Below are 23125 nucleotides of genomic sequence, written 5' to 3'. Positions count from 1 at the left end.
ATATGCTTCGACCATGGTCGAAGCATCGGGTCACAGTCCGGCACGCACGTTCGGCGAGTTGCTCGACCGCCTGGGCGATTCCAATGCAGACATACCGACACTCCACCGTCTGCTCGAGGCGGTCCTGGTGGTCGGTTCAGGTCTGGATCTCGACCTGACTCTCCAACGGATCATCACCTCTGCGACAACGGTTCTGGATTGCCGCTACGGCGCCCTGGGGGTTGCGGCGCCGGGGGGCGGGCTCTCGGAATTCGTGTACGAGGGAATCTCCGGGTCCCAACGCGCGACCATGGGACATTTCCCCGAAGGTCATGGCGTTCTGGGTGTTCTGATGAATCACCCGCAGACTTTGCGTGTGGCGCATCTCGGCGACCATCCCGAATCGGTGGGATTCCCCGCAAATCATCCGCCGATGGAGAGCTTCCTCGGGGCGCCGATCATGATGCGAGGAAAGGTGTTCGGAAGCATCTACCTGACTGAGAAGCGCGGAAAAGCCGAGTTCACCCAAGAAGACGAGGTCATTCTCGAGGCCCTCGCCATCGCAGCCGGCATCGCTGTGGAAAACGCCCGGCTGTTCGAGCAGTCACGAACTCGTGAAAGATGGCTCACCGCAACATCTGCCATTCGCTCGCGGTTGCTGGCCGGTGACTCGCTCGAGGACGGCCTGCAACTTCTTGCCAGTCGCGTTCGGGACCTGACCGGCGTCGACGACGTGATCGTGGTGATCTGCGAGAACGGGTACGCACAGGTTCACGCTGCGGCCAGCGCCCGAACCACGTCACGTGGAGTCAGAATTCCAGCGACGACCTATCCGTTCGACGTGGTGCGGAGCACTCGAAAGCTACAGGTACTCACCACTTTAGGTGCACTCACCGAACTGGTGCCGTCGGCCGGAAGTGCGGTCGTGGCACCGATGTGCGTCGCCTCGGGTGTAGTCGGCGCGGTCATCGTGGCGTCGAACTCGACCAACACGCACTGGGATCACGACGAACTGACCCGGATCGAGTCGATGGCCGAACTCGGCTCCGTTGCAATCGAGTTCGACGAGAAACAAAAGGCGCAACGCCTGTTGTCGGTTCTCGCGGACCGCGACCGCATCGCACGAGACCTGCACGACAACGTCATCCAGCGACTGTTCGCTAGCGGAATGAGCCTGCAGAGCACGCTTCCGGACGAGACCCTCCCGGAGTCGGCGCGCGCGATTGTCAAACGATCCCTCGAACAGCTCGACAAGACAGTCCGCGAGATTCGGACAACCATCTTCGATCTGCAGACTCCCACAGCCACCGATTCGTCGAGCCTGCGCCGACGCCTCCTCGATGTCATCGGCGACGCCACCGCACAGTCCGCCGTGACCCCCAGCGTCCAATTCTCCGGCGCCATCGACACTCTGGTGAATCCCGGGATCCACCAGCACGCCGAAGCTGTGCTGCGTGAGGGGCTGAGCAACGTCCTTCGGCATGCACACGCACACCACATCACCATCGCAGTCACCGCGGACGTCGAATTTGCGATCACGATCGAGGACGACGGCGTCGGACTGCCCTCCGACTTCCACAAGAGTGGACTTCACAATCTCGAGCGCCGTGCCGAACATTGCGGCGGTACGTGCACGATCGTCAACCACGATCCGAGCGGTGCACGCCTGCTCTGGCGAGTACCGCTCGGGCGCACCAACTCGAATCGACCGAAGTCCGGTCGGTAGACCTATCGACTGCCGCTGCGGATTTCGGTGGCCAGCACCGCAGCCTGAGTACGACGCTGCATGCCCAGCTTCGAGAGCAGACGCGTCACGTAGTTCTTGACTGTCTTCTCCGCGAGGAACAATCGCGCGCCGATCTCCCGGTTGGTGAGTCCCTCTCCGATGAGGTCGAAGACTGCTCGCTCCTGATCGGAAAGTTCGGCCAACGGATCAGCTGTGCGGTCGCTACGGATCCGCTGCATCAGCGCCTCCGTCGCCCGACTGTCGAGCAGTGAACCGCCGCGCCCGACTGTGCGGACCGCAGCGACCAGATCGGTTCCGAGAATCTGTTTGAGGACAAATCCCGAAGCGCCCGCCATGATCGCGTCGAGTAGTGCCTCGTCGTCCGCGTACGACGTGAGCATCAGGCAGCGCAGGTTGGGCAGCATCGAGCGCAGTTCGCGGCACAGTTCGACGCCGTTGCCGTCCGGCAGCCGTACGTCCAGAACCGCGACGTCGGCATTGCTCTGCGGTACCGCAGCCAATGCTTCTCCCACGGATGCGGCCTCACCCACCACCACGAAGTCTTCGACCCCGCCGAGTAGGTCGAACAATCCGCGTCTGACGATCTCGTGATCGTCGACCAGGAATATCCGCGTTGTCATCGAACCCCTCCAAAAGACATCTCACGTCGAACGGTACCGGAGACGGTGGACTCAAAAGTCATTGAATGCATTCTCTTCACTTGTTGACGTGCCGGACGATGAGAACCGGGCAATCCGCAGTATGGAGCAGTGCCCGACTGGTCGATCCGAGGAGCATTCCCGCGAATCCGCCGCGCCCACGGCTGCCGACGACGATCAATTGCGCCGTCTCCGCGTATTCGCTCAGCACTCGGACCGGACGGTCACGCGCGACGACTCTCTCGACGACGACGTCTGGGTAACGCTCGGTGAAACCAGCCAATTGCTCGGCAAGAACAACTTCCTCACCTGTCTGGATGCTGCTCCACAGTGGATCGTCGGGGGTGGCGCCCAGGGAGGGCTGCACGCTCACATCGCTCCACACGTTGACGGCGATCAACGTTGCACCCCGAGCGGATGCCTGTTCGAAAGCATGCTCGACTGCCTCGATGCTGCTTTCGGATCCATCGACGCCGACGACGACAGGGCCTTCGGTCGGCGGTCGACCATCAAGCGTCCGGCCCCTGACTACCGCCACCGGAGATTCGCCGTGCGAGACGACCGACACCGTCGCGGAACCGACGACCAATCCGGTGAATTCACCATGCCCGCGGGGCCCGAGCGCAATGATGTACGCGCCCTTGGACAATTCGATCAGGCGATCGGAGACGCTGCCGTCGAGTAGTTCGGTGACGATCTCGAGGTCGTCGTCGATGCTTTGCCGCGCAAGGATCTGCGCGCTGTCCAGACGAGCGGTGGCAGTGCGGCGAAGTTCGTCCTTGAAGCTCTCGGCGAGGTACGGCTCGGAGTAGTAGAAAGCGGGGATGTGCACCACCGTCGCGATGTGCAGCGGACGACCGAGCGCCACCGCCGTTCGAGCGGCCCAGACGACAGCCGACGACGCCGATTCCGAGCCGTCCACTGCCACGACTACGGGTTTGGTTGCACTCATGTTCGTCCCTCCACGATCGACCAGAGAATCTCTTCGCCCTCACACTATTGCCCAATGACGGCAAAAAGGATTCATCAGCCGACGCGAGTCCCGAATCGGACATTCGGAGTTCGGGTGGACTGCGGCAACGGCCCCGCCAACATCCCTTTCGGGCGTCAACGAGGCCACCGGTGCCGGATTCGCACGCAAACCCTGGCTACTCAATCCACGTTAGGCGAAGAACCCGACCGGTCAGAAGTGAAAAAAGTCCCATATGAAAGCGCCAAAAATCGGGTTTCGTGCGCAAGAGATCCCGAATCACCCGCTCTGCTGTGCGCCTTTATTAACCGCCGGCGGTTAATAAAGGCGCACGGCAGGGTCAGTCACAAATCTTGCGGAACTTCTCGATCAGCTGAACACGGCCGTTGCGATCGGCCGCCAACGGCGTGACATTGAGCGTCGTGACGCCGGCTTCGGCGAAGGCTGCGACGCGTTCCTTGACGTAGCTCTCGGGACCGATCAACGACACGGCGCGAACCAGCTCGTCCGGGACCGCTGCTGCGGCCTCGTCCTTCTTGCCCGCGAGGTAGAGATCCTGAATCTTCTCGGCGGCCTCTTCGTAGCCGTATCGCACCGCGAGGTCGTTGTAGAAGTTCTTGCCCTTGGCGCCCATACCGCCGATGTAGAGCGCAAGGCTCGGGCGTACCCAGTCGAGCATGTGGTCGACATCGTCACCGATGGCCAGGGCCGGCGACGCGTACACCTGAAGCTCGCCGAGGCTCGGATCGCGCTTGGCCTTGCCCTTCGCAATCGGCTCGCCCCATACGCTTGCTGCCTTTTCCGGATGGAAGAAGATGGGTTCCCAGCCTTCGGCGATCTCAGCCGTCAGTTCGACGTTCTTGGGTCCGAGCGAAGCGATCAGGATCGGGATGCGCTCACGCACAGGATGATTGATCAGCTTGAGCGGCTTGCCCAGTCCGGTGCCCTTCTCGGCGGGGAGCGGAACCTGGTAGTACTTGCCCTGGTATTCGACCTTCTCGCGGCGCCACACCTGACGGCAGATCTCGACGACCTCACGCGTGCGTCCCAACGGAGCGTCGTACTTGACGCCGTGGAATCCCTCGATCACCTGCGGTCCGGAAGCGCCCAGGCCCATCACGAAGCGACCGTTGGAGACGAAGTCCAGGCCCGCTGCCGTCATGGCGGTCAACGAGGGCGTACGGGTGTAGATCTGGAAGATTCCCGAAGCGAGTTCGATGGTCGACGTCTTGGCCGCCAGGTAACCGAGCTGGCTGACCGCGTCGAAGGAATACGCTTCCGGAACGAAGGCGATGTCCAGGCCCGCCTTCTCCAGGTCACCGACCTCTTCGACGGTTTCGGCGAACCCGCCGCTGTAGTTCAAACCCATACCGATACGCACGTTGTAACCCCAATCCAGACGATTGCCGCCGTGTGCGACGCGCACACAGCCTTGGTACTCCCATCGAACACTTAACTCACATCGAACACTACGGAACATGAGTCCGCATTCATGTGACTACCCCGTTCGTATTCGATGACCGAAACGAACGGGGTAGCGGGAGAACCTGGAGAGGTCAGGATTCTTCGGGGCGAACCACCATGACGGGGCACTTGGCCGAAGCGATCAGAGTATTGCTGGTCGAGCCGAGGAGCATGCCACGGAATCCACCACGTCCACGGCTGCCGACTACAACAAGCTGCGCTTTTGCCGACCAGTCCAGCAGCCGTCCTCGTGGGTTATCGAGGTATACCTCGCGCCGGACCTTCACGTCCGGGTACTGCTCGGACCAACCGGCCAAGCTCTCGCTGAGTACGGCGTGCTCTTCCTCTTCGAGAGACTGCGGGGCAAGCGCAGCTGCCCTCGGGTCTTCGAATGCCGCGCTGCCGAGGTCACTCCACACGTGCAGCGCCACCAACTCGGCACCGCGGAACGCTGCTTCCTCGAATGCCGCGCCCACTGCTTGCGCGCTGAGCGCACTGCCGTCGACGCCGACCACGACGGGTCCCTCCGAAGGCACTGCGCCGTCGCGGTCCCGTACGACGATGACCGGGCACTTGCCGTGACTGGCAACACCGACCGCTGTATTGCCGAGAACTGCCGTCGCCGCCTTGCCTGAAGCGGACGCTCCGACAACGACCCGCCTGGCCTGCGCCGAACTCTCGATCAACCACTGAGTTGCGCTGCCGATGGCGATTTCGGTGTGAACTTCGAGTTTCGGATCGATCTCATGGGCGAATTGTTCCGCCTCTGCCAAGATCGCTTTTCCCGCCTCTTCGACCCATTCGTACACCCCACCCGCGTCGACGTACGGTCCGCCGAAACCGTAAGGCGCGAAGTCGAGAGCGTGGATGATGTCGAGTCGCAATTCGCGCTGGGCGGCGATCTTCGCGGCCTCGCGGAGCGCAGTGGACGCAGTGTCCGAACCCTCGACTCCGACAACAACACTGTTATGTTCGCGTGAACTCATGTGCCCACCTTCCTGAAGAAGTAACCGAGCCACTTTCACTCTAACCATCCCACTTGTCCGGCTTTTTTGGGGTCGCCCCCTCTTCATTTCGGGGACTTAGGTCCCCGAAACTGTTGACGGATAGGAGAATTAGCAGAGCAATCAGGACCAGGTGTGAACGGGATCTCCCGCCCGCATGTTCTCGACGTAACCGCGGAGCATTCCGGTGAGCGCAGTCGAGCGGTCCGCGCCCGAGGCCTCCGCGCGCGCCACGTGCTCTCGTTGCCAGGCGGCACCGGTCTGCCGATTCAGGCACCGCCCCTCGATGACGCCGAGATACCGATCGCGGGCCGCGGCGGACAATCCGAAATCCGCCAAACCCTCGTCCGCCAACGGCAGCAGCCTTCGCAGGACCAACTCGTCGGCACCGACCCAACCGATCTCCGGCCAGTACAAGGTTGCGTCGAGTCCGTACTTGGCGCCGATGTGCAGGTTCTCTTCTGCCGCATGGAACGACATGTGCGACCACAGTGGCCGCTCCGCGTTCACCAGCGCCCGAACTGTGCCGTAATAGAAGGCCGCATTGGCCATGATGTCGACGACAGTCGGTCCGGCCGGCAGCACTCGATTCTCGATACGCAAGTGCGGCTTGCCATCCGAGCAGTCGTACACCGGACGATTCCAGCGATAGACCGTGCCGTTGTGCATCTGAAGCTCGCTCAACTCCGGAACTCCGCCCGCCGCGAGCACTTCCAGTGGATCGATGTCCGACACGTCAGGCAGCAGGGCCGGGAAGTACCGTGAATTCTCTTCGAACAAGTCGAGCACCGAGTGGATCCACCGCTCACCGAACCACACCCGCGGCCGCACACCTTGGTTCTTCAGCTCGAAAGTTCTTGTGTCCGTGGCCTGCTCGAAGATCGGGATGCGCGATTCGTGCCAGAGCGCCTTGCCTGCCAGGAAAGGAGAATTGGCCGCCAACGCCACCTGTACGCCGGCCAGACACTGCGCGGCATTCCAATGCGCGGCAAACTCTTCCGGCGCAACGCGGAGATGCAACTGCATGGACGTACATGCCGCCTCCGGGACTACCGAATTGGTATCGGCCCGAAGAATTTCCACGTCGCTGCCAGGTAGCGCGACACCTTCGACGTCGAGTTCGATGTCCTCGCCTCGAGCGGTGAAAATTTGCTCGTTGAGCAATTCGTAGCGCGGGTTCGCGGTGATCCACTCTCGATCGAGATGCTCGAGTTGCAGGGTCGGCAGCATCCCGATCATCACCATCTCGGCGTCGTGCGCATGGATTCGCGCGTCTGCGACGTCGAGGGAGGCGCGCAGTTTCTTTTCCAATTCGAAAGTTGCATCACCGGTGAGTGGGCCGGGTTCGACGTTCATCTCGACGTTGAACTGTCCGAGCTCGGTTTGGAAAACCGCGGCGTCGTCGATGGATTCGAGCACTTCACGGTTGGACATCGCAGGAGCCATGTCCCCGTTCACCAGGTTGAATTCGATCTCCATGCCCAGCAGCGGCGCCGGCTTGTCGACGGCGTCTCGGAAGTCACCACCGTCGAGCATCTGCTTCATGGCGTCGACGCATGACCGCACTTTCTTGCGAAAGAGCCTACGGTCCGCCCGCGTGAATTCTCGCGCCGTGACTTCTGCACCCATCGCGCATTCCCCCTTCGACGATCAACGTCACTGAAGGCTATCCGGCCGGTGTCACCGACAAACGAGAACTGCGGTGGCACCGGGAAGAATTTCCCGACGCCACCGCAGTTCTCCGAAGGTTTCTCTTACGAGTTGTCTACCCAGGTGACAGCCACGCCGCGAGCCTGCAGCCACGCTGCGGGATCGACCTTTGCGCCGTTCTCGGCAACCTCGAAGTGCAGGTGCGGGCCGGTGGACTGTCCACGGTTACCCACTGTGGCGATCTGCTGGCCAGCATTGACGCGCTGGCCGACGTTGACCTGGTAGTCGTTGACGTGGCCGTACGTGGTGACCGTGCCGTCGTCGTGCTGGACGCGAACCCAGAGGCCGAAACCTGACGCCGGGCCGGCGTCGATGACCTGGCCGTCGGCTGCAGCCAGAATCGGCGTACCGATCGGAGCCGCGATGTCGAGACCGCCGTGGTGTGCTCCCCAGCGCGAACCGAAGGTGGAGGTCAGCGTTCCGGACACCGGCTGCACGGTGCGAGCAGAGGTGCCGGGGTTGATCCCCGCGAGGAACTGCTGTGCCTGCGTGTTGAGATCGGCAGCAAAATCGGGAAGCTCGGGAATGTCGAGAGCGGGAAGTGCCGCCAATTCAGCCGGAACGACAACGCCCTCGGGGAGCAGACCCTGCGGGATTTCGATGCCGGCGATGGTCTGAGTTGCCGGCGCCGCAGCAGCGGTTCCTGCACCCATCTGGCCTGCACCGACGAGGAGTGCACCGGTAGCCGCAGCTACGACACCCGCCTTGACACCGGCACCAGGGCCAGCCGACGGGGTGCGGTGGCGGCCGCTTGCTGCCTCGGGATCGATCTCGAAGACAACATCGTCATTGCCCGTGCGGTGGTGGTTTCCCACAGTGTGTACTCCGTCAGTCGTCGGCGTGCAGCGTCCTTCTGATGAAGCCCGCTCCTCTGTCTGCCGAAGAATGTAACAGTTTGATCAAGGCGGCCGCCACCGTTACCCGATCTTGACCAAAACTATTTCTCGCCGTTCTGTCGGCTGGCGTCCAGTTCTGACTTGAATGCGTCGTATCGTGCCCGGTGAGCGGGTCGGCGACGAATGATCGCCCACGCGATACCCAGAACCACGAACCAGATCGGCGTGACGACAAGTGCCTGCAGGGTGTCGTCCTTGGTTGTCAACGCCCAGAGGATGAAGACGAAGAACGCGAGCACGACCCAGCACATCACGATGCCGCCGGGCATCTTGAACTTCGACGCCTCGTGCAGGTGCGGACGACGCTTCCGGTACACCATGTAGCTCGCCAAAATGATCGTCCACACGAACATGAACAGCAGCGCCGAGATGGTCGTGACGACGGTGAAGGCCTCGATCACGGAATCGCCCGAGAACAGCAGGATCAGCGACGCCAGCAAGAAGATGCAGGAGAACATCAGGGCGTTCGCGGGGACCTTGCGCGAGTTCAGCTTGCCGAGGGCCCGCGGTGCGTCGCCCTCCTGTGCAAGGCCGAACACCATGCGCGAGGTGGAGTAGATACCCGAGTTGGCCGAAGATGCAGCGGAGGTCAGCACGACGAAGTTGATGACAGATGCAGCGATGCCGAGGCCGGCGAGTGTGAACATGGCGACGAACGGACTCTTGTCTGCGCTGATTTCGCGCCACGGAGTCACCGCGATGATCACGGTCAGTGCAACGACGTAGAACAGCAGGACACGAATGGGGATGGAGTTGATGGCCTTCGGCAGGTTCTTCTCCGGGTCCTTCGCCTCGGCGGCGGTGGTGCCGACGAGCTCGATTCCCACGAAGGCGAACACGGCGATCTGGAAGCCGGCCACGAAGCCCATGAATCCGGTCGGGAACATGCCGCCGTCGTTCCAGAGGTTGTCGATACCCGAGGTGGCACCGTTCGGCGCCGTGAACCCGGAGACGACCATGACGATGCCGACGATGATCAGGCTGACGATGGCGACGATCTTGATCAGCGCGAACCAGAACTCGGTTTCACCGAAAGCGCGAACGGTCGGGAGATTGAGGAGCAGCAGCGCCGCGATCGTCAGCAAAGCAGGTATCCATGCTGCAAGACCTGGCCACCAGTATTTGAAATACCCGGAAATCGCGATGACGTCCGCGATGCCGGTGACGATCCAGCAGAACCAGTAGGTCCAGCCGGTGAAGAATCCCGCCCAAGGGCCCAGCAGATCCGCGGCGAAGTCGGAGAACGACTTGTACGCCATGTTCGAGAGCAGCAACTCCCCCATCGCCCGCATGACGAAGAAGAGCATGAAGCCGATGATCATGTACACGAAGATCACGGAGGGCCCGGCAAGCGAGATCGTCTTGCCCGATCCCATGAACAGTCCGGTGCCGATGGCACCACCAATGGCGATCAGCTGGATATGCCGGTTGGACAGCTGACGTGAGAGGTGGGGGTCTTCGCCGGACGGCTTCGTCAGGTCTGGTGTATTCGCGTGGTCGGACACGGAGGATCCCCCTCGTCATACGGTTCATCCGGGGCATCGAAATCGTGCCCGTCGGGGGAACCTCGGAAAATGTGCTCTCTCAAAGTACGCGTGCACTGGCTCACATCAAGCATCGGAAAGCGGACGCCGATAACCTGTCGAGGTGAACACTGACAGCACGGCCCATCAAGACGGACATATCGCCGCGACGCTGTTCGATTTCTCCGGAACCCTCTTCCGTTTGGAGGAGAGCGACGATTGGACCGAGCACCTCGTCGATCATCAAGGCGATCCGCTCGACGTGCACGCTCAAGCCGAGTTGATGCGTCGGATGACCGCGCCGGTGGGCAGAACCGTTGAGATGGACGAAGCCGGGATCTACGCGTGGGAGAACCGCGACCGGGATCCGAAGTTGCATCGTCAGGCTTACCTCGACGTGTTGAGTAAGTCCGGGGTGCCCGATCCCGTTCGAGCCGAAGCTTTCTACGCGCTGCTGGTCGATCCGGACCAGTGGTCGCCGTACCCAGATACCGGTGAGGTCCTTAAGTCATTGTCGGAGAAGGGCGTACGCACTGCCGTCTTGAGCAACATCGCCTTCGACATCCGTCCGGCGTTCGTCGACCGCGGCTGGGACGTCTGGGTCGACGAGTTCGTCCTGTCGTTCGAGGTGGGTGCAGTCAAACCGGAACCCGCGATCTTCGAATACGCCCTGGCACAGCTGGATGTGGATGCGGCGCAGACCCTGATGATCGGTGACAGCGACGTCGCCGACGGCGCGGCCCGAGACGTCGGTTGCCAGTTCGCACTCGTCGATCCCCTGCCGACGACCGAACGTCCGCACGCGCTACTCGACGCAGTGCGGAAGTTCGGGCTTCTGTAGGGAGCGCTCAGACGCCTTCGGTGAGTTCGCGCAACGACGCGTAGCGCTCGCGCACGTGGGGAGCTGGTTCGGCGTCGAATCGTCGCTCTTCCGGTTTCGGCCACACCGGCGGCTGCGTGTCCCCGGACAGTGCCCATGCTGCTTGCCTGCATGCCCCTTCGGCGACGTACTCACCCGGAGCAGGGATTACGACCGGCACTCCGAGAATTGCCGGCGCAATCTCACAGAGAGCGCGAGACTTCGCTCCGCCTCCGACGAGGAGAACTCGCTTCACCTCGACGCCCTGACGAACCAGATCGTCGACGCCGTCGGCCAAGCCGCACAGGAGCCCTTCGACTGCGGCGCGCGCGAAATGCGCCGGCGTCGAATTCTGCAGCCGGAAACCGTGCATCGCTCCCGTGGCGTCAGGGCGGTTGGGCGTCCGCTCGCCCTCGAAGTACGGAATCATGACCAGTCCGTCGTTTCCGAGGGGCGCGGTCAACGCCAACCGGGACAGTTCGGCGTGATCGACACCGAGAATGGACGCCGTCGCATCAAGAATGCGCGCGCCGTTGAGAGTGCACACGAGCGGCAGGTGCAGACCGGTTGCGTCCGCGAATCCTGCCACGTTTCCACTGGGATCGTGCGTGGGGGTGGCCGATACAGCCGACACGACGCCGGATGTTCCGATCGAGATGATCACGTCACCGGGGACTGCTCCCAAACCCAGTGCGGCTGCGGCATTGTCACCCGTACCCGGTCCGATGATTCCCCCGGAGTCAGTGCTTCCGATCTTGTCGTTCGGCGATGCAACTCGGGGAACATGGGGGGTGCGATCGCGAAATGCCAACGCCAGCAAGTCGGTACGGTATTCGCGCGTCGAGGCAGCGTAATAGCCGGTTCCACTTGCGTCGCCCGCGTCTGTGGCGAGCTCCTCGATTGAACCGGACCCGCCCAATTTCCAGGACAGCCAGTCATGCGGAAGACACACCGCGGCAGTGCGATCGGCGTTGCCTGGCTCGTGATCTGCGAGCCATCGAAGCTTGCTTGCCGTGACCGCGGCGACCGGAACTACGCCAACCGCGTCGGCCCACGCCTTCGATCCGCCGAGTTCTTCGACCAGATCCTTCGCAGCCTTCGCCGAACGAGTGTCGTTCCACAGCAGCGCCGGCCTGACGACCTCGCCGCCGCTGTCCAGACACACCATGCCGTGCTGTTGAGCTCCGACGGATACCGCTGCGACGTCGCCGAGCCCACCCGCCGCGGCGATTGCATTGTCCATCGCCTCGAGCCAGCATGTCGGATCTATCTCGGTACCGACGGGATGGGCCGCCCGTCCTTCTCGTACCAGTTCTCCCGAATCGGCATCACGGACAATGACTTTGCACGACTGGGTAGACGAATCGATACCGGCTACGAGGGTCACACTGGCGTCCTTTCCGAAGGACCGTCAGCTCGCGTTGGCGACCGCGGGCATCCGGTTGCTGCGCTTACGCAGCGATCGCACATATTCTGCGCGCTCGGTCTCCGTCATTCCACCCCAGATGCCGTACGGCTCGTGGACGGAGAGTGCGTGTTCGCGGCACTGCTGGAGCACGGGGCACGTCGCGCAGACCTTCTTGGCGTTGCGTTCACGGTTCTCGCGAGCGTGTCCACGCTCGCCGTCCGGGTGGAAGTACACCGCGGAATCGTGCCCACGGCACGCTCCCTGCAGCTGCCAGTCCCACACTTCGGCGGTCGGGTACGGCATCGGAAGGTGCTTGTGCATGATGGCGACCTCAATTCCTTACTCGGGTGAAACGGATTCGGGTGACTCGGGGCTTATGCCGGGTCGGACTTATCGACGCCTGGCCGATCGGCCGAGTCGATGTGCACAGACCGTTGCGAGTTCGCCGGTGACCGGCGGAGTCAGCGCTACGACGCCGTCATCGAGAATCGCCTGCAGCCTGCGGAAATACTCGTCCGGGGCGAGGCCGAAAGTTACAAAGATCTCTTCGTCAGGTCCACCGTCGAACTGCTGCCACTTACGTGCGAACTCGACGATCTCTTGTGTATCGGTGCGGCTCATCAGGCTCTCCCCTGTTTGTGCGCCCTGCTTCACAGAAACTGCGACTCGTCTCCTCGGACGCCCGTGGCAGTGAGTCAAGACACAGACTATGCCTACTTCTGCTTTTTCACAAGACTTACTTACGTCTTTTTGTGGACAAAGTATGCCAACTTTCGCACGCTGAAGTTACCGACGAGGAATGCTTGAATAGGACAATGACCCGACCGTCCACGACTCCGGCTACCGCGGGAGAGGTATTCACGCTGATACGCAGCGGTTCCGCGACCACGCGCAGCGAGATCGGGAAGCTCACCGGCCTGTCCAGGACGGCGGTATCGGCCAGGGTTGCAGCACTTCAATCGCTTGGTTTGATCGCCGATGACGACGAGGGCCCGTCGACGGGCGGCCGGCCGCCGTCCACTCTCACCTTCGCGAACTCGTCCGGCGTGGTTCTCGTCGTGGCAATCGGTCGATCGCGGGCACAACTTGCCGTCACCGACCTGGCGGGCACGATCCTCGCGGCAGAAGACATCGACAAGTCGGTCGGGGTCGGCCCCGACGAACTGATGCCCGAAATTGCCGAGCATCTTTCGTCACTACTGGCCCAGGTCCACCGCGCGTCTACCGAGGTCATCGGAATCGGACTGAGCATTCCCGGAACGGTCGACGTCGCCGCGGGAGCGAGCCTCGACTCTCCGATGATGGCCGGATGGGACGGCGTCGCTCTTGCCCCCTATCTGGCATCGGTGACCACGGCGCCACTGTTTGCCGACAACGATGCCAACGTGATGGCCCTGGCCGAATTGAGCGAACGACGCGAGAGCGCGCCCAACCTCCTGATGATCAAGGCGTCAACCGGCCTCGGCGCAGGAATCGTCATGGGCGGAATCCTCCAACGCGGTTCACTCGGAGCGTCCGGCGAGATCGGGCATACCAAAACCGCTGCAGCGCGGGGCATGAAGTGTCGCTGCGGCGATGTCGGCTGCGTCGAAACCGTCGCCAGCGGTTGGGCTCTCGTGCACGCCCTCCGAGATCAGGGTCGAAGCGTCGGGCACGTGCGTGACGTTGTCCGCCTCGCCCTGGACGGCGACAGCGAAGCCCGCCGGCTCATCAGAAGCAGCGGCCGACTTATCGGCGACGTCATTTCCGGCGCGGTCAACCTCCTCAATCCCGAGGTCCTGATCATCGGCGGCGACATGGCCGAGGCAGACGAGCTCTTCCTCGCCGGACTTCGGGAGTCCGTCTACGGCAACGCAACGGCGCTTGCCACCCGAAAGCTTCAGATCGCTTCGGTCAGCCACGGCGCACAATCCGGGATCCTCGGTTGTGCGGTTCTCGTCCTCGACCATCTGCTCAGCGCAAGGGAAATCGATCTGCGGATCGCCGCGTCGCTCCACACCTGAGCAACTGATTTCTCGCATGCTCTGAACCAGATAATCAGACCTTTCCGGCACCCCTTGTGTTGACGCTCACACTTCTGCATAATTCATTACCTACCGATCATTCGGTTGCCAATATCGACAATGAGATCGCGCAGGAACGCTCCGAGTCAGCCAAAAGCATGCACCGAGCACACCGGCAACGTCGCAGATCGAACAGCGTTTCACCCCTGTTCCGACTTCGCAGTTCACCGCGCCGGTGAACCACGTGACTGGCAGAAAGTAGCTCGATGACCACAACCAGAACTGGCACCAAGCCCGCCGCGAAGGAGTACGACCGCGCCGCGATGGCGTCGATGGTCGGCACCACCGTCGAGTGGTACGACTTCTTCATCTACGCCCAAGCCGCAGCCCTGATCTTTGCCGACCTGTTCTTCAAGCCGATGGGCTCGGCAGGCCAGATCGTCTCCTACGTCACGGTCGGCATCAGCTTTGTCTTCCGTCCTCTCGGCGCCATCGTGGCCGGATATCTCGGCGACAGACTCGGCCGTAAACGTGTCCTGGTCGCGACGTTGGCGATGATGGGGGCCGCGACCGTTCTCATCGGCGTGCTGCCGACGTATGCCTCGATCGGCATCTGGGCGCCGATCCTGTTGATCCTTCTCCGAATCGTGCAGGGATTCTCGACGGGCGGCGAATGGGGTGGGGCTGCTCTTCTTGCCGTCGAACACGCACCCACCAAGCGTCGAGGATTCTTCGGAGCGTTCGTCCAGATGGGCGTACCGCTCGGAATGTTGCTCGCCACCGGCGTTTTGGCACTGTGCACGTTCACCCTCACGGACGAACAGTTCACCACCTGGGGATGGCGAGTGCCGTTCCTGCTCAGCGTCGTGTTGATCGGCGTCGGCTTCTACATTCGAAGCAAGGTCAGCGAGTCACCCGTGTTCGCCGAACTCAAGGAACGCCGCACCGAGAGCAACACGCCTATCCGAACTCTGTTCAAGAAACACCCGAAGCAGGTCGTACTCGCGGCCCTCTCCTTCATCGGCACAAACGGCAACGGCTACATGGTGATCGGCGGATTCATCGTCGCGTACGCAACCAAGACCTACGGCCTGGGTAAGACCGAACTACTGATTGCCACGCTCGCAAGTGCAGTCACGTGGGGCGTTTTCACCATGATCGGCGCTTACTGGTCGGATCGGCGCGGCCGCACCACGGTGATGAACGTCGGCAACCTCGCAATGATCCTCTTCGCGGTGCCGTTCTTCCTCCTCATCGACACCGGCAATCTCGGCTGGATCTACGTGGCGATGATCCTGTTCTCGGTCGGACTCGGACTGTCGTACGGACCTCAACCGGCATTGTTCGCCGAACTGTTCCCAGCTTCGATCCGCTACAGCGGCGCGTCGATCTCTTACGCTGTCGGCACCATTTTCGGCGGCGCCTTTGCTCCCACCGTCGCCCAATGGCTCCTCGGCAAGACCGGTGGCACTCTTGCCATCTCGATCTATCTCGCCCTGTTGGCCGCAGTGTCGTTTGTCGCCACGATGCTCATCAAGGACCGGTCTGGACGAGATCTGATGGTGTAATCGACCTGAATGAGAACGCCCCACGGCGTCGCGATGCCGGAGTTTGTCAGCCGAACTTTCGAATGGCGAACTCCGGCAACGTCTTCGCAGTATTCGCGGAGCGTACGATCTTGTGGTTCTTGCCTCGCATCAGCGCCAGTTGGATCCGCGATTCGATCCAGAACGCACCGCGTGGCGATCGGTTCCAGGTCTTGTGCAGCAACGTCTTCGTCGCTGCGACGGCGTCCGGCGAGCGAGTCATGATCTGCGACAACAGTTCCTGTGCCGGTTTGATCGGATTGTCACTGACTCCGCTCACGAACCCCCACTCGAGAGCCTGATTTCCATCGAACAGTTCAGCAGTCATGGCGAGGCGTTTCACGACGTCCATCGCCGCGAGTTCGCGCATCGTGACCGTTCCGGTCATGTCGGGGATCAATCCCCACTTCGCCTCCATCACCGAGAACGTGCAATCAGGGGTGGTGAATCGAAAGTCTGCGGCGAGCGCCAATTGCAGTCCCCCGCCGAAGCAGTGGCCGTGAACGACCGCGATGACCGGCACGGGCAATTCGCGCCACACCCAGCACGCACGTTGAAAGAGGTTGGTCTTCTGACCGGGAAATTTCGCGAACGCCTTGGCCATCCGTCTCGGCTGCTTACCGGCAGAAGCGAAGTCCAATCCGGCCGAGAATGCGTCGCCCGCGCCTTGCAGAACCACGCCCCGGATCGAACGATCAGTTCTGATCGTTCGAGCCGCGTCCACCAGCGCGTCGAGCATGTCCAGATCGAGACCGTTGAGTTTCTCCGGCCGGTTCAGCGTCACGTACGCCACCGACTGCACTACCTCGACACGAACACGATCACTCACGGCAACTCCTCCGATTCGACATATCCCCGACGAACTTACCTGAGAGTAAGTTCGTCGGGGATTCGTCATACCATCTCGGCAAGAAGTTCCATCGTCACTTGCCCGGCCGGATCCGAATCAGTGGATGAAGGCACGGCCACGACGGTGTCCACACCGACCGCTCGATACGCCTCGAGTTGCTCGCGCGCATCGGCCGCGGTTCCCACGATTCCCACTGTCGCGACCATCGCGTCCGAGACCTGACTCAAGATCTCTCGAGGCGCGGTCCCGGCCCTGGCTTCCTCGATCACGGATGCAAACCCTGCTCGCACGAACATGTCCGAGTACCCGGGGGCAGCGAGATACGGCACAAGCCCACGTCTGAGCTGATCGATCGACATCTGAGTTGGGCCTTCGGTTGCCACGGCCGCCGGCGCCCAAACCGACACCTGGGGCATCGGCGTTCCCATTTCAACCGCGATTTCCTTGCACCGTGCGATCAGGCGCCCCGCTTGCTCCGGGCTGACCAGATTGAGCACCAGTTCGTCGCCCAACTCCACCGCGGCGCGAAGGGCCTTGTCTCCGAAAGCTGCAACGATCAACCGCCCACCCGGCGGCTGAAGTCGCAGTCGGTATCCACTGGTCCGCATCACCGTTCCGGCGACTTCGCCCCGCTCGCCGTTCATCAGCGCTCGCACAGCGCAGGCTGACTCCGCGAGTGCACGTGCGGCCCCGGATCTGCTTCGCCCATGCCATTTTTCGACCACGACAGTGCTGGACGTGCCCAACGCTATCGACACGTGATGCCCGGTCAGGTCGGCTACCGACGCCGCCCCGATCGCGATCATCGCCGGATCACGAACCGTCACCGCGAGCGGGCCGACCACCAACTCGGAGTGCTCGAAGCCGGCGCCGACTGACGTCGCCAGAGCAAAGGCGTCGTACGTCGCCATCTCCCCCACCCACACTCGGCCGAACCCCAGTTTGTCGGCGAGGCGTGCAGTAGTGGTCACCTCCCGCGGCGGACGGTCCTGCCACAAGCCCAGGGAGATATCGATCGTCGGCAGTCGGCTATTCGAAATCGGAGACAAGACCCATTCCCTTCAAGAGTGTCGGACGGTCGTAGTATTCGAGCCACTCTGTGACCAGCCCGTCTGCCATGCTGAGGATTCCGACAACAGGAACGACGCCGTGGGTCCCGTCGAAGTGGAAATCGTCCACTCGCTGTACAAAAACCCTGCCGTCGATCACGCCGAGCGACTCGATCTTCAGGGTGATCCGTTCACACTTGCTTGCCAGCAATGCAATTCGGCCCGCTACAGCCTCCTTGCCGACAAGAGGTTCCTGCATCACGCTGTGGAGCACACCGTCTTCGGCGAACAGGTCGACGACGCGTGCCCAGTCCATGACGTCCCACGCTTGGAACATCTCACGCGCCAACGCAAGCTTGTCACTGTCGTTCATCACACTCATGCCACACTCTTCTGTCGAAGCTCACGCTTGAGGATCTTTCCGGTCGAATTGCGCGGCAGTTCTTTCCGAATCTCCAGCCGCTCGGGAAGTTTGTACGACGCGATGCGCTTGTCTTTCAGGAACGCAACCAGAGCATCGAGTTCGAGTTCCGTCTCGGGTCGAAGTGTCACCACTGCTGCGACGCGCTCACCGAGCACTTCGTCGGGGTCGCCGATGACGGCCACGTCCGCGACGGCCGGATGCTCGGCGATCAACCCCTCCAATTCGGCTGGAGCGATGTTCATTCCACCGCGGATCACCAGGTCCTTGCCTCGATCCAGGTAGCGGAGGAATTGTCCGTGATCACCGGCAATCTCGAAGATATCTCCGGTGCGCAGGAATCCGCGTTCGTCGAACGGTGACGGCCGATCGCCGAGATAGCCGGCAAAGACCGTCGGTCCGCTGATTCGCAACTCACCCGGGTGCCCGACTTCGGTGATGTCCTCGCCGGTGACCACATCGACCAAGCGAACGTCCATCCAGTCCGAGATCCTGGTGCTCCAGCGGAAGTTCTCGACACCGAAACGAGGGAAGTACCGTGCGCGGTCGTCCGGATCCGGCATGTCCGCAGGCGAGGAGAGCAGACTGATGCCTTCGTTGGACCCGAAGAAGTTGATGACTCCGATTCCATATCGCTCCTGCCATCCCCGCACCATCGGAGGTTGCAGTGGCACCGAACCCGAACCGATCCGCGTCAAGCTCGACAGATCGACCGCCGCGAGCATCGACTCGTCGGCGAGCAGCATCCACAACAGAGCAGGCGGCGCTACCGTGTATGTAACCCGCTCGGCCTCGATCTGCCCGAGGAACACTCGAAGGTCGAACGGGTGGTGCTGTACCAGTACACATCCCGTGCGGAGCCAGGGCAGGAACATTCCGTTGATTCCGGCCATGTTGACCATCGGGAACGGGTTCAGCAGGACGTCGTCGACGACGATGTCGGGAGCATCGATCGTGGCCCAGCAGATGGCCAGCCACTCGTAGTGCGAACGTGGGACCCCCTTCGGCTCGCTTTCGGTTCCGGAGGTCCAACAGATCGTCATCGCGTCGTTGGGGTCGTTCGGATCTTCGGTGTTTCGTCTGTCCAGAGCACTTCGCTGCGATTCGGTGGCTGCCCGAGGACTCAGCCCCACGACGCCGGTAGGAAGCTCAGCCGGAAGCTCTGATTCGGGAGCGTAGGCGAATACCGATCTCAGAGAGGCAATCCGGGATCTGATTGCAGCGATCTCGGTAGCCGGGAATCTGTCGCCGAAGCTGGGCACGGTGACAAATGCTGCAAACGCCGCCTGGTTGGCCATTCCTTCCACTTCACGTTCGCGGTACTGCATAGGCAAGGGTGAGACCACGATCCCCAGCGACCACGCTGCAAGGTAGACCTCGACCAGTTCGACGGTGTTAGGCATCTGAACGCCCAGAACGTCTCCCCGGCCCAAGCCTGCCTCGGTGAAGCGCGCAGCGAGCGAGATGACTTCGCTCTCCAGTTGGTTCCAACTGAGGCGTCGTGGATCTCCGCCGGACAACTCGCTGCGGTTCGCCGGATCAACTACGGCAAGCTCGTCCCCTCGGGTCCGCACCTGCACCCGGAACACGTGATCGATCGTCTCGTCGGACCACCACCCTTTCGAGGTGTATTCGTCCACCTTGACGCGAGGATGCAATCCCCTGTGTGTCTTGTTCATTCGCGCACTCGATTCAGTTCTCGTAACGGCCGGAAATGTCGATCACGTCGCCCTGCTTCTCGAACGCCTGAGTAGCGGCATTCCACTCGAACGGCTGAAAGGCCAGGATTCCCAACGCATGGTCCGCGGTCATCGTGAACTTGATTCCGTCGATGAACATCGGCGGGTGGTAGTCCTGCGTTCGCGCGGCACTCATGATGGTGGCACGTGAGAGTCCGTCGGATGACTGAGAGGCCCGAGTGAAGTTGTCCACCAACAGGTCACCGATGGCCCAGCCGTTCACGGTGTAGCTGTTGGTCGGGGAATCTGCACCGTGAGCCGCTGCACCGGCGAGATAGTCGCGCACCGCCGCGTCATCCTTGTAGAGAGCGTTGTTGGGATCCTTGAGCCACACCATCACCTGCTGCCCGTCCGCAGCATCACCGGCGGGTGCATACAGGGTCGCACCGTCGACGCAGTTCGACGGCTGAATCACGGTGTCGGGCTTCCATCCGACACGTCCGATCGCCTGAGTGATCGCGAGGCAGTCGGTAGTGACACCGGCGACCACCAAAACCTCGGCGCCGCTGGCCTTGAGAGTCGAAGCCGCCGTCTTGGGGTCGGTCAGCGCCTCCTCCGCCGCGATCTCGAAGTTGGTTCCTTCGATCGCGGACTTGAAGCCGTTGGCGATTCCCTGTCCGGACTCGGTCTGGTTCGTGGCCAGTGCGACCTTGGCGCCGTTCGGATACTTCTTCTTCAAGCTCTCGACCACTACCTCCATCTCGACGCCCGGATCCGGTAGATACTCCGTGGTCCACGGGAAGTCTTCGATGACCCGGAACTCGGGCATGCCTGCCTGCGCGAAGAGCAGCGGCACGCAGGCAGTGGTCTGATCGTCCGCGATGGCGTTCAACTGCCCGGCCCCGAAGGTGCCCAGAACGTCGACCTTGTCCTTCTGAATGAACTCTCCGACGTTGGCTTTGGCGCGCTCCGGGGAGAATGCATCGTCCTTGACCACGACGTCGAGCTTGACGCCGCCGATGCCGCCGGCCGCGTTCTCCACCTCGAACCGTGCTCGCATGCCTTCGATCACGTTGCCGACGGCGTCGGCGAGCGGGCCGGACGTCGGCCCACTCCATCCCACCGTGAGTTTGTCGGTGATCGGCGCTGCGGCACCGCTGGGATCACTGCAGTCGTCGACCGATACTGCGCCGGCCGATGTCGACGTGTTGCTCTCTGCGTCGGAGCTACCTCCGCAGGCCGAAAGGAGTAGTGCCGCAGCGGCGATGACTGCGGGAATCGTGGTCTGCCTTTTCATATCGTCCAGTTCCTTGCTGTGAGTTGAGGGAAACGAGAGTGGGCGAGGGAGACGGCACTCAAGTGCGAGGTTCACCCTCGCGATACTTGGGATGATCTGCGGGAACCACGAGGACGAACCGTCGGAGCACGCTGTTGATCCGTCCGACGATTCCGTCCGGCATCAAGAACACGATCGCGATCAGCACCGCGCCGAACACCACTCCCGACACGGGGCCGTCGGTGACGCTTCCGGTGTAGTACGGCAAGAACACCACTGCCGTTGCCCCAACGATCGGGCCGAATTGGGTTGCGATTCCGCCCAACACCAGTCCGGTGATGAACTCGATCGACTTCATCAGCGAGAAGGATTCGGGTGAGAGCGCGCCGATGTACATCGTGAACAGCGAACCTGCCAGGCCCGTGATCGCGCCGGAAAGCCCGAAAGCGAGAATCTTGACCCGCGCGACGTTGATGCCATTTGCGCTCGCCGCGATCTCGTTGTCACGCACCGCGACCATAGCCAGACCGAATCGACTCTTGACGAGATTGCGAATCAGGAGCATGACGATCGCCAGAGTCACCACCGACACCCAAAAGATCCAGAGGTAGGTGTCGGCTCGGGTCAGACCCGTCCATTTCGGCGGAACGAGCAGATTTGCGCGAACCACCATTCCGGCGGCACCACCGGTCAGATCCCCGGTCTTGCGGATCACCTCGGGAAATGCAACAGCGACGGCGAGTGTCACGAGAGCGAGATACAGCCCCTTGATCCGCAACGAGGGAAGACCGACGAGAAGCCCTAGTACAAAACACAATACGACCGCCATCGGGATCGTGGTCAACGGCGAGTATCCGCGATCGACGATCAGAACGCCGGTCGTGTACGCGCCCAGGCCGAAGAAGGCAGAATGGCCGATCGACAGAAGTCCGGTGTATCCGCTGACGATATTGAGTCCCGCAATGGCAATCGCGATGATGAAGACGCTCGTGAACTGCCCCACGCGAAACGGCGCGCTCTGTGACGCGAGAAGCAACGCACACACGGCAGCCACCAGCAGAACCAACTGGAGTATCCGGTACGACGTCGATCCGGCGACCACTACCCGCGGTCGCCTGACTGCCTTTTCGGCGACGGTGGGTTCATTTCTCTCGGCAAGCGTCGTCATACCCGCTCCAGTTTCTTGGTACCGAACAGTCCATTGGGTCTGACGAAGAGGATCACCACGATGATCAACAGGGCGGATGTCTGCTGCAGCGAGCCGCCGATGACCGAAATGTAGCCGCTGAGCATCGATTCCAGGACACCGATCGTCAACCCGCCGACCACGGCGCCGACGAGACTGTCCAGGCCGCCGAACAGCGCTGCGGCGGATGCTGCGATGAAGATCGGGAACATGGTCGTGAGACCGAGTTGTTGCGGCGAGAGCGGAGTGACCAGGACACCGGCCAGGGCACCGATGGCAGCTGCTACTCCCCAACCGATTGCGAGTATCCGGCTGGTCGGAACTCCGGCGAGAGTGGCAGATTCGGCATTGTCCGCGACGGCACGCATGTGCAGACCGACTCTCGTCTTGCGAAAGAGCAAGGACATCAACACAAGTAGGACAACGAGCGCCACCAGTACGCCCAGTGCGTCGCCGTACACGCGCGCACCGCCCACCGAGATGTAGTCGGTCGGACCGTTGGGGAACGGGCTCGGCATGATCTTCGTATCGCTCCCCCACAGCATTCCGGCCAACGAGTTGAGCCCGGTGAACAATCCCAGTGCCACGATCAGCACCGCCATGTCGCTTCGACGCTGAACCGGACGGATGAGCAGACGCTCCATCAATGCTCCGAGCAGGAACCCCAAAGCCAGGGCCGCTCCGATCGCCGACCAGATCGGCCAGGACATCGTCGTCAGCCACCAGGCGACAAAGGTTGTGAACAGGGCCAACTCGCCCTGAGCGAAGTTGATCGTGCCGGTGGCGCGAAACACCACCACTAGTGCCAGCGCGAGAATTGCGTAGATCGACCCGTTGGTCAATCCGGAGATGAGTCGTTCGAGAAAGAGTGTCACCG

The 23125-nt window shown here is 62.0% G+C and carries 21 protein-coding genes; 4 read left to right on the top strand and 17 right to left on the bottom strand.

Annotated elements, in window-relative coordinates; translation table 11 throughout:
* The first annotated feature begins 13 nt into the window (after positions 1 to 13).
* Positions 14 to 1705 carry a sensor histidine kinase gene (locus tag AC2ETI_RS09575; RefSeq protein ID WP_021332279.1) on the top strand — a complete coding sequence of 564 codons (1692 nt, stop codon included), beginning with the start codon at positions 14 to 16 and terminating at the stop codon, positions 1703 to 1705.
* 2 nt (positions 1706 to 1707) lie between these two features.
* Here AC2ETI_RS09575 and AC2ETI_RS09570 read toward each other — a convergent pair whose 3' ends face one another.
* The 7 genes from AC2ETI_RS09570 to cycA form a co-directional block, all read right to left on the bottom strand.
* A complete protein-coding gene (locus AC2ETI_RS09570) occupies positions 1708 to 2346 on the bottom strand; it encodes a response regulator (RefSeq protein ID WP_019744786.1) in 639 nt (212 codons plus the stop codon).
* 76 nt (positions 2347 to 2422) lie between these two features.
* Entirely contained in the window at positions 2423 to 3316 is an 894-nt protein-coding gene (locus AC2ETI_RS09565) for a universal stress protein (RefSeq protein ID WP_003946389.1), read from the bottom strand.
* 358 nt (positions 3317 to 3674) lie between these two features.
* Complete coding sequence (locus AC2ETI_RS09560; RefSeq protein ID WP_007727670.1) at positions 3675 to 4715, bottom strand: LLM class F420-dependent oxidoreductase; 1041 nt, start codon at positions 4713 to 4715, stop codon at positions 3675 to 3677.
* A gap of 175 nt (positions 4716 to 4890) precedes the next feature.
* A complete protein-coding gene (locus tag AC2ETI_RS09555) occupies positions 4891 to 5784 on the bottom strand; it encodes a universal stress protein (protein WP_019744789.1) in 894 nt (297 codons plus the stop codon).
* Positions 5785 to 5925: 141 nt separating this feature from the next.
* Positions 5926 to 7431 (bottom strand): glutamate-cysteine ligase family protein, encoded by a 1506-nt coding sequence (locus AC2ETI_RS09550; protein WP_021345194.1) that lies wholly within the window; start codon positions 7429 to 7431, stop codon positions 5926 to 5928.
* Positions 7432 to 7556: 125 nt separating this feature from the next.
* Positions 7557 to 8327 (bottom strand): M23 family metallopeptidase, encoded by a 771-nt coding sequence (locus AC2ETI_RS09545; protein WP_003946431.1) that lies wholly within the window; start codon positions 8325 to 8327, stop codon positions 7557 to 7559.
* 122 nt (positions 8328 to 8449) lie between these two features.
* Entirely contained in the window at positions 8450 to 9913 is a 1464-nt protein-coding gene (cycA, locus tag AC2ETI_RS09540; RefSeq protein ID WP_019744791.1) for a D-serine/D-alanine/glycine transporter, read from the bottom strand.
* A 142-nt stretch (positions 9914 to 10055) separates the two neighbouring features.
* Here cycA and AC2ETI_RS09535 point away from each other — a divergent pair, with 142 nt between their 5' ends.
* Positions 10056 to 10772 carry an HAD family hydrolase gene (locus AC2ETI_RS09535; protein ID WP_020908678.1) on the top strand — a complete coding sequence of 239 codons (717 nt, stop codon included), beginning with the start codon at positions 10056 to 10058 and terminating at the stop codon, positions 10770 to 10772.
* Between the two features lie 7 nt (positions 10773 to 10779).
* Here AC2ETI_RS09535 and xylB read toward each other — a convergent pair whose 3' ends face one another.
* The 3 genes from xylB to AC2ETI_RS09520 form a co-directional block, all read right to left on the bottom strand.
* Entirely contained in the window at positions 10780 to 12177 is a 1398-nt protein-coding gene (gene xylB, locus AC2ETI_RS09530; protein ID WP_046379005.1) for a xylulokinase, read from the bottom strand.
* Between the two features lie 24 nt (positions 12178 to 12201).
* Entirely contained in the window at positions 12202 to 12519 is a 318-nt protein-coding gene (locus AC2ETI_RS09525; protein ID WP_003946343.1) for a WhiB family transcriptional regulator, read from the bottom strand.
* A gap of 69 nt (positions 12520 to 12588) precedes the next feature.
* Positions 12589 to 12819: a DUF3263 domain-containing protein gene (locus AC2ETI_RS09520; protein ID WP_230814393.1), complete on the bottom strand. Its 231-nt coding sequence runs from the start codon at positions 12817 to 12819 to the stop codon at positions 12589 to 12591.
* Between the two features lie 194 nt (positions 12820 to 13013).
* On the opposite strand from AC2ETI_RS09520, the gene AC2ETI_RS09515 reads away from it, so the two are divergent.
* Together AC2ETI_RS09515 and AC2ETI_RS09510 are read left to right on the top strand one after the other, a co-directional pair.
* A complete protein-coding gene (locus AC2ETI_RS09515; RefSeq protein WP_019744795.1) occupies positions 13014 to 14201 on the top strand; it encodes an ROK family transcriptional regulator in 1188 nt (395 codons plus the stop codon).
* Positions 14202 to 14467: 266 nt separating this feature from the next.
* The gene (locus AC2ETI_RS09510) at positions 14468 to 15769 is read left to right on the top strand and encodes an MFS transporter (protein WP_092763081.1); all 1302 of its coding nucleotides are present in this window, start codon (positions 14468 to 14470) and stop codon (positions 15767 to 15769) included.
* A gap of 46 nt (positions 15770 to 15815) precedes the next feature.
* Here the strand turns inward: AC2ETI_RS09510 and AC2ETI_RS09505 are convergent, their stop codons facing one another.
* The 7 genes from AC2ETI_RS09505 to AC2ETI_RS09475 form a co-directional block, all read right to left on the bottom strand.
* On the bottom strand, positions 15816 to 16616 hold the full coding sequence (locus AC2ETI_RS09505) for a crotonase/enoyl-CoA hydratase family protein (RefSeq protein ID WP_037133488.1): 801 nt from the start codon (positions 16614 to 16616) through the stop codon (positions 15816 to 15818).
* A gap of 65 nt (positions 16617 to 16681) precedes the next feature.
* Positions 16682 to 17686 carry an LLM class F420-dependent oxidoreductase gene (locus AC2ETI_RS09500; protein WP_472795457.1) on the bottom strand — a complete coding sequence of 335 codons (1005 nt, stop codon included), beginning with the start codon at positions 17684 to 17686 and terminating at the stop codon, positions 16682 to 16684.
* Complete coding sequence (locus AC2ETI_RS09495) at positions 17667 to 18068, bottom strand: nuclear transport factor 2 family protein (protein ID WP_019744799.1); 402 nt, start codon at positions 18066 to 18068, stop codon at positions 17667 to 17669. The genes AC2ETI_RS09500 and AC2ETI_RS09495 overlap by 20 nt, the downstream gene beginning before the upstream one ends.
* On the bottom strand, positions 18065 to 19786 hold the full coding sequence (locus tag AC2ETI_RS09490; RefSeq protein WP_483633824.1) for a class I adenylate-forming enzyme family protein: 1722 nt from the start codon (positions 19784 to 19786) through the stop codon (positions 18065 to 18067). Before AC2ETI_RS09490 ends, AC2ETI_RS09495 begins: the two co-directional genes overlap by 4 nt.
* Positions 19787 to 19799: 13 nt before the next feature.
* Positions 19800 to 21083: an ABC transporter substrate-binding protein gene (locus tag AC2ETI_RS09485; protein ID WP_029255959.1), complete on the bottom strand. Its 1284-nt coding sequence runs from the start codon at positions 21081 to 21083 to the stop codon at positions 19800 to 19802.
* Between the two features lie 58 nt (positions 21084 to 21141).
* Positions 21142 to 22230: a branched-chain amino acid ABC transporter permease gene (locus AC2ETI_RS09480; protein ID WP_019744802.1), complete on the bottom strand. Its 1089-nt coding sequence runs from the start codon at positions 22228 to 22230 to the stop codon at positions 21142 to 21144.
* Complete coding sequence (locus tag AC2ETI_RS09475; RefSeq protein WP_019744803.1) at positions 22227 to 23123, bottom strand: branched-chain amino acid ABC transporter permease; 897 nt, start codon at positions 23121 to 23123, stop codon at positions 22227 to 22229. The genes AC2ETI_RS09480 and AC2ETI_RS09475 overlap by 4 nt, the downstream gene beginning before the upstream one ends.
* Positions 23124 to 23125 lie beyond the last annotated feature (2 nt).

The organism is Rhodococcus sp. MurmanLake-1 (assembly GCF_056945715.1).
Note: the sequence above shows the minus strand (reverse complement) of the source record. Positions and strands in the feature narration are given on the sequence as shown.

Coding starts and splice junctions, on each gene's coding strand:
- AC2ETI_RS09575 (WP_021332279.1), top strand. CDS start 14: ATGGTCGAAGCATCGGGTCACAGTCCGGCACGCACGTTCGGCGAGTTG.
- AC2ETI_RS09570 (WP_019744786.1), bottom strand. CDS start 2,346: ATGACAACGCGGATATTCCTGGTCGACGATCACGAGATCGTCAGACGC.
- AC2ETI_RS09565 (WP_003946389.1), bottom strand. CDS start 3,316: ATGAGTGCAACCAAACCCGTAGTCGTGGCAGTGGACGGCTCGGAATCG.
- AC2ETI_RS09555 (WP_019744789.1), bottom strand. CDS start 5,784: ATGAGTTCACGCGAACATAACAGTGTTGTTGTCGGAGTCGAGGGTTCG.
- AC2ETI_RS09550 (WP_021345194.1), bottom strand. CDS start 7,431: ATGGGTGCAGAAGTCACGGCGCGAGAATTCACGCGGGCGGACCGTAGG.
- AC2ETI_RS09525 (WP_003946343.1), bottom strand. CDS start 12,519: ATGCACAAGCACCTTCCGATGCCGTACCCGACCGCCGAAGTGTGGGAC.
- AC2ETI_RS09520 (WP_230814393.1), bottom strand. CDS start 12,819: ATGAGCCGCACCGATACACAAGAGATCGTCGAGTTCGCACGTAAGTGG.
- AC2ETI_RS09515 (WP_019744795.1), top strand. CDS start 13,014: ATGACCCGACCGTCCACGACTCCGGCTACCGCGGGAGAGGTATTCACG.
- AC2ETI_RS09510 (WP_092763081.1), top strand. CDS start 14,468: ATGACCACAACCAGAACTGGCACCAAGCCCGCCGCGAAGGAGTACGAC.
- AC2ETI_RS09495 (WP_019744799.1), bottom strand. CDS start 18,068: ATGAGTGTGATGAACGACAGTGACAAGCTTGCGTTGGCGCGTGAGATG.
- AC2ETI_RS09490 (WP_483633824.1), bottom strand. CDS start 19,786: ATGAACAAGACACACAGGGGATTGCATCCTCGCGTCAAGGTGGACGAA.
- AC2ETI_RS09485 (WP_029255959.1), bottom strand. CDS start 21,083: ATGAAAAGGCAGACCACGATTCCCGCAGTCATCGCCGCTGCGGCACTA.
- AC2ETI_RS09480 (WP_019744802.1), bottom strand. CDS start 22,230: ATGACGACGCTTGCCGAGAGAAATGAACCCACCGTCGCCGAAAAGGCA.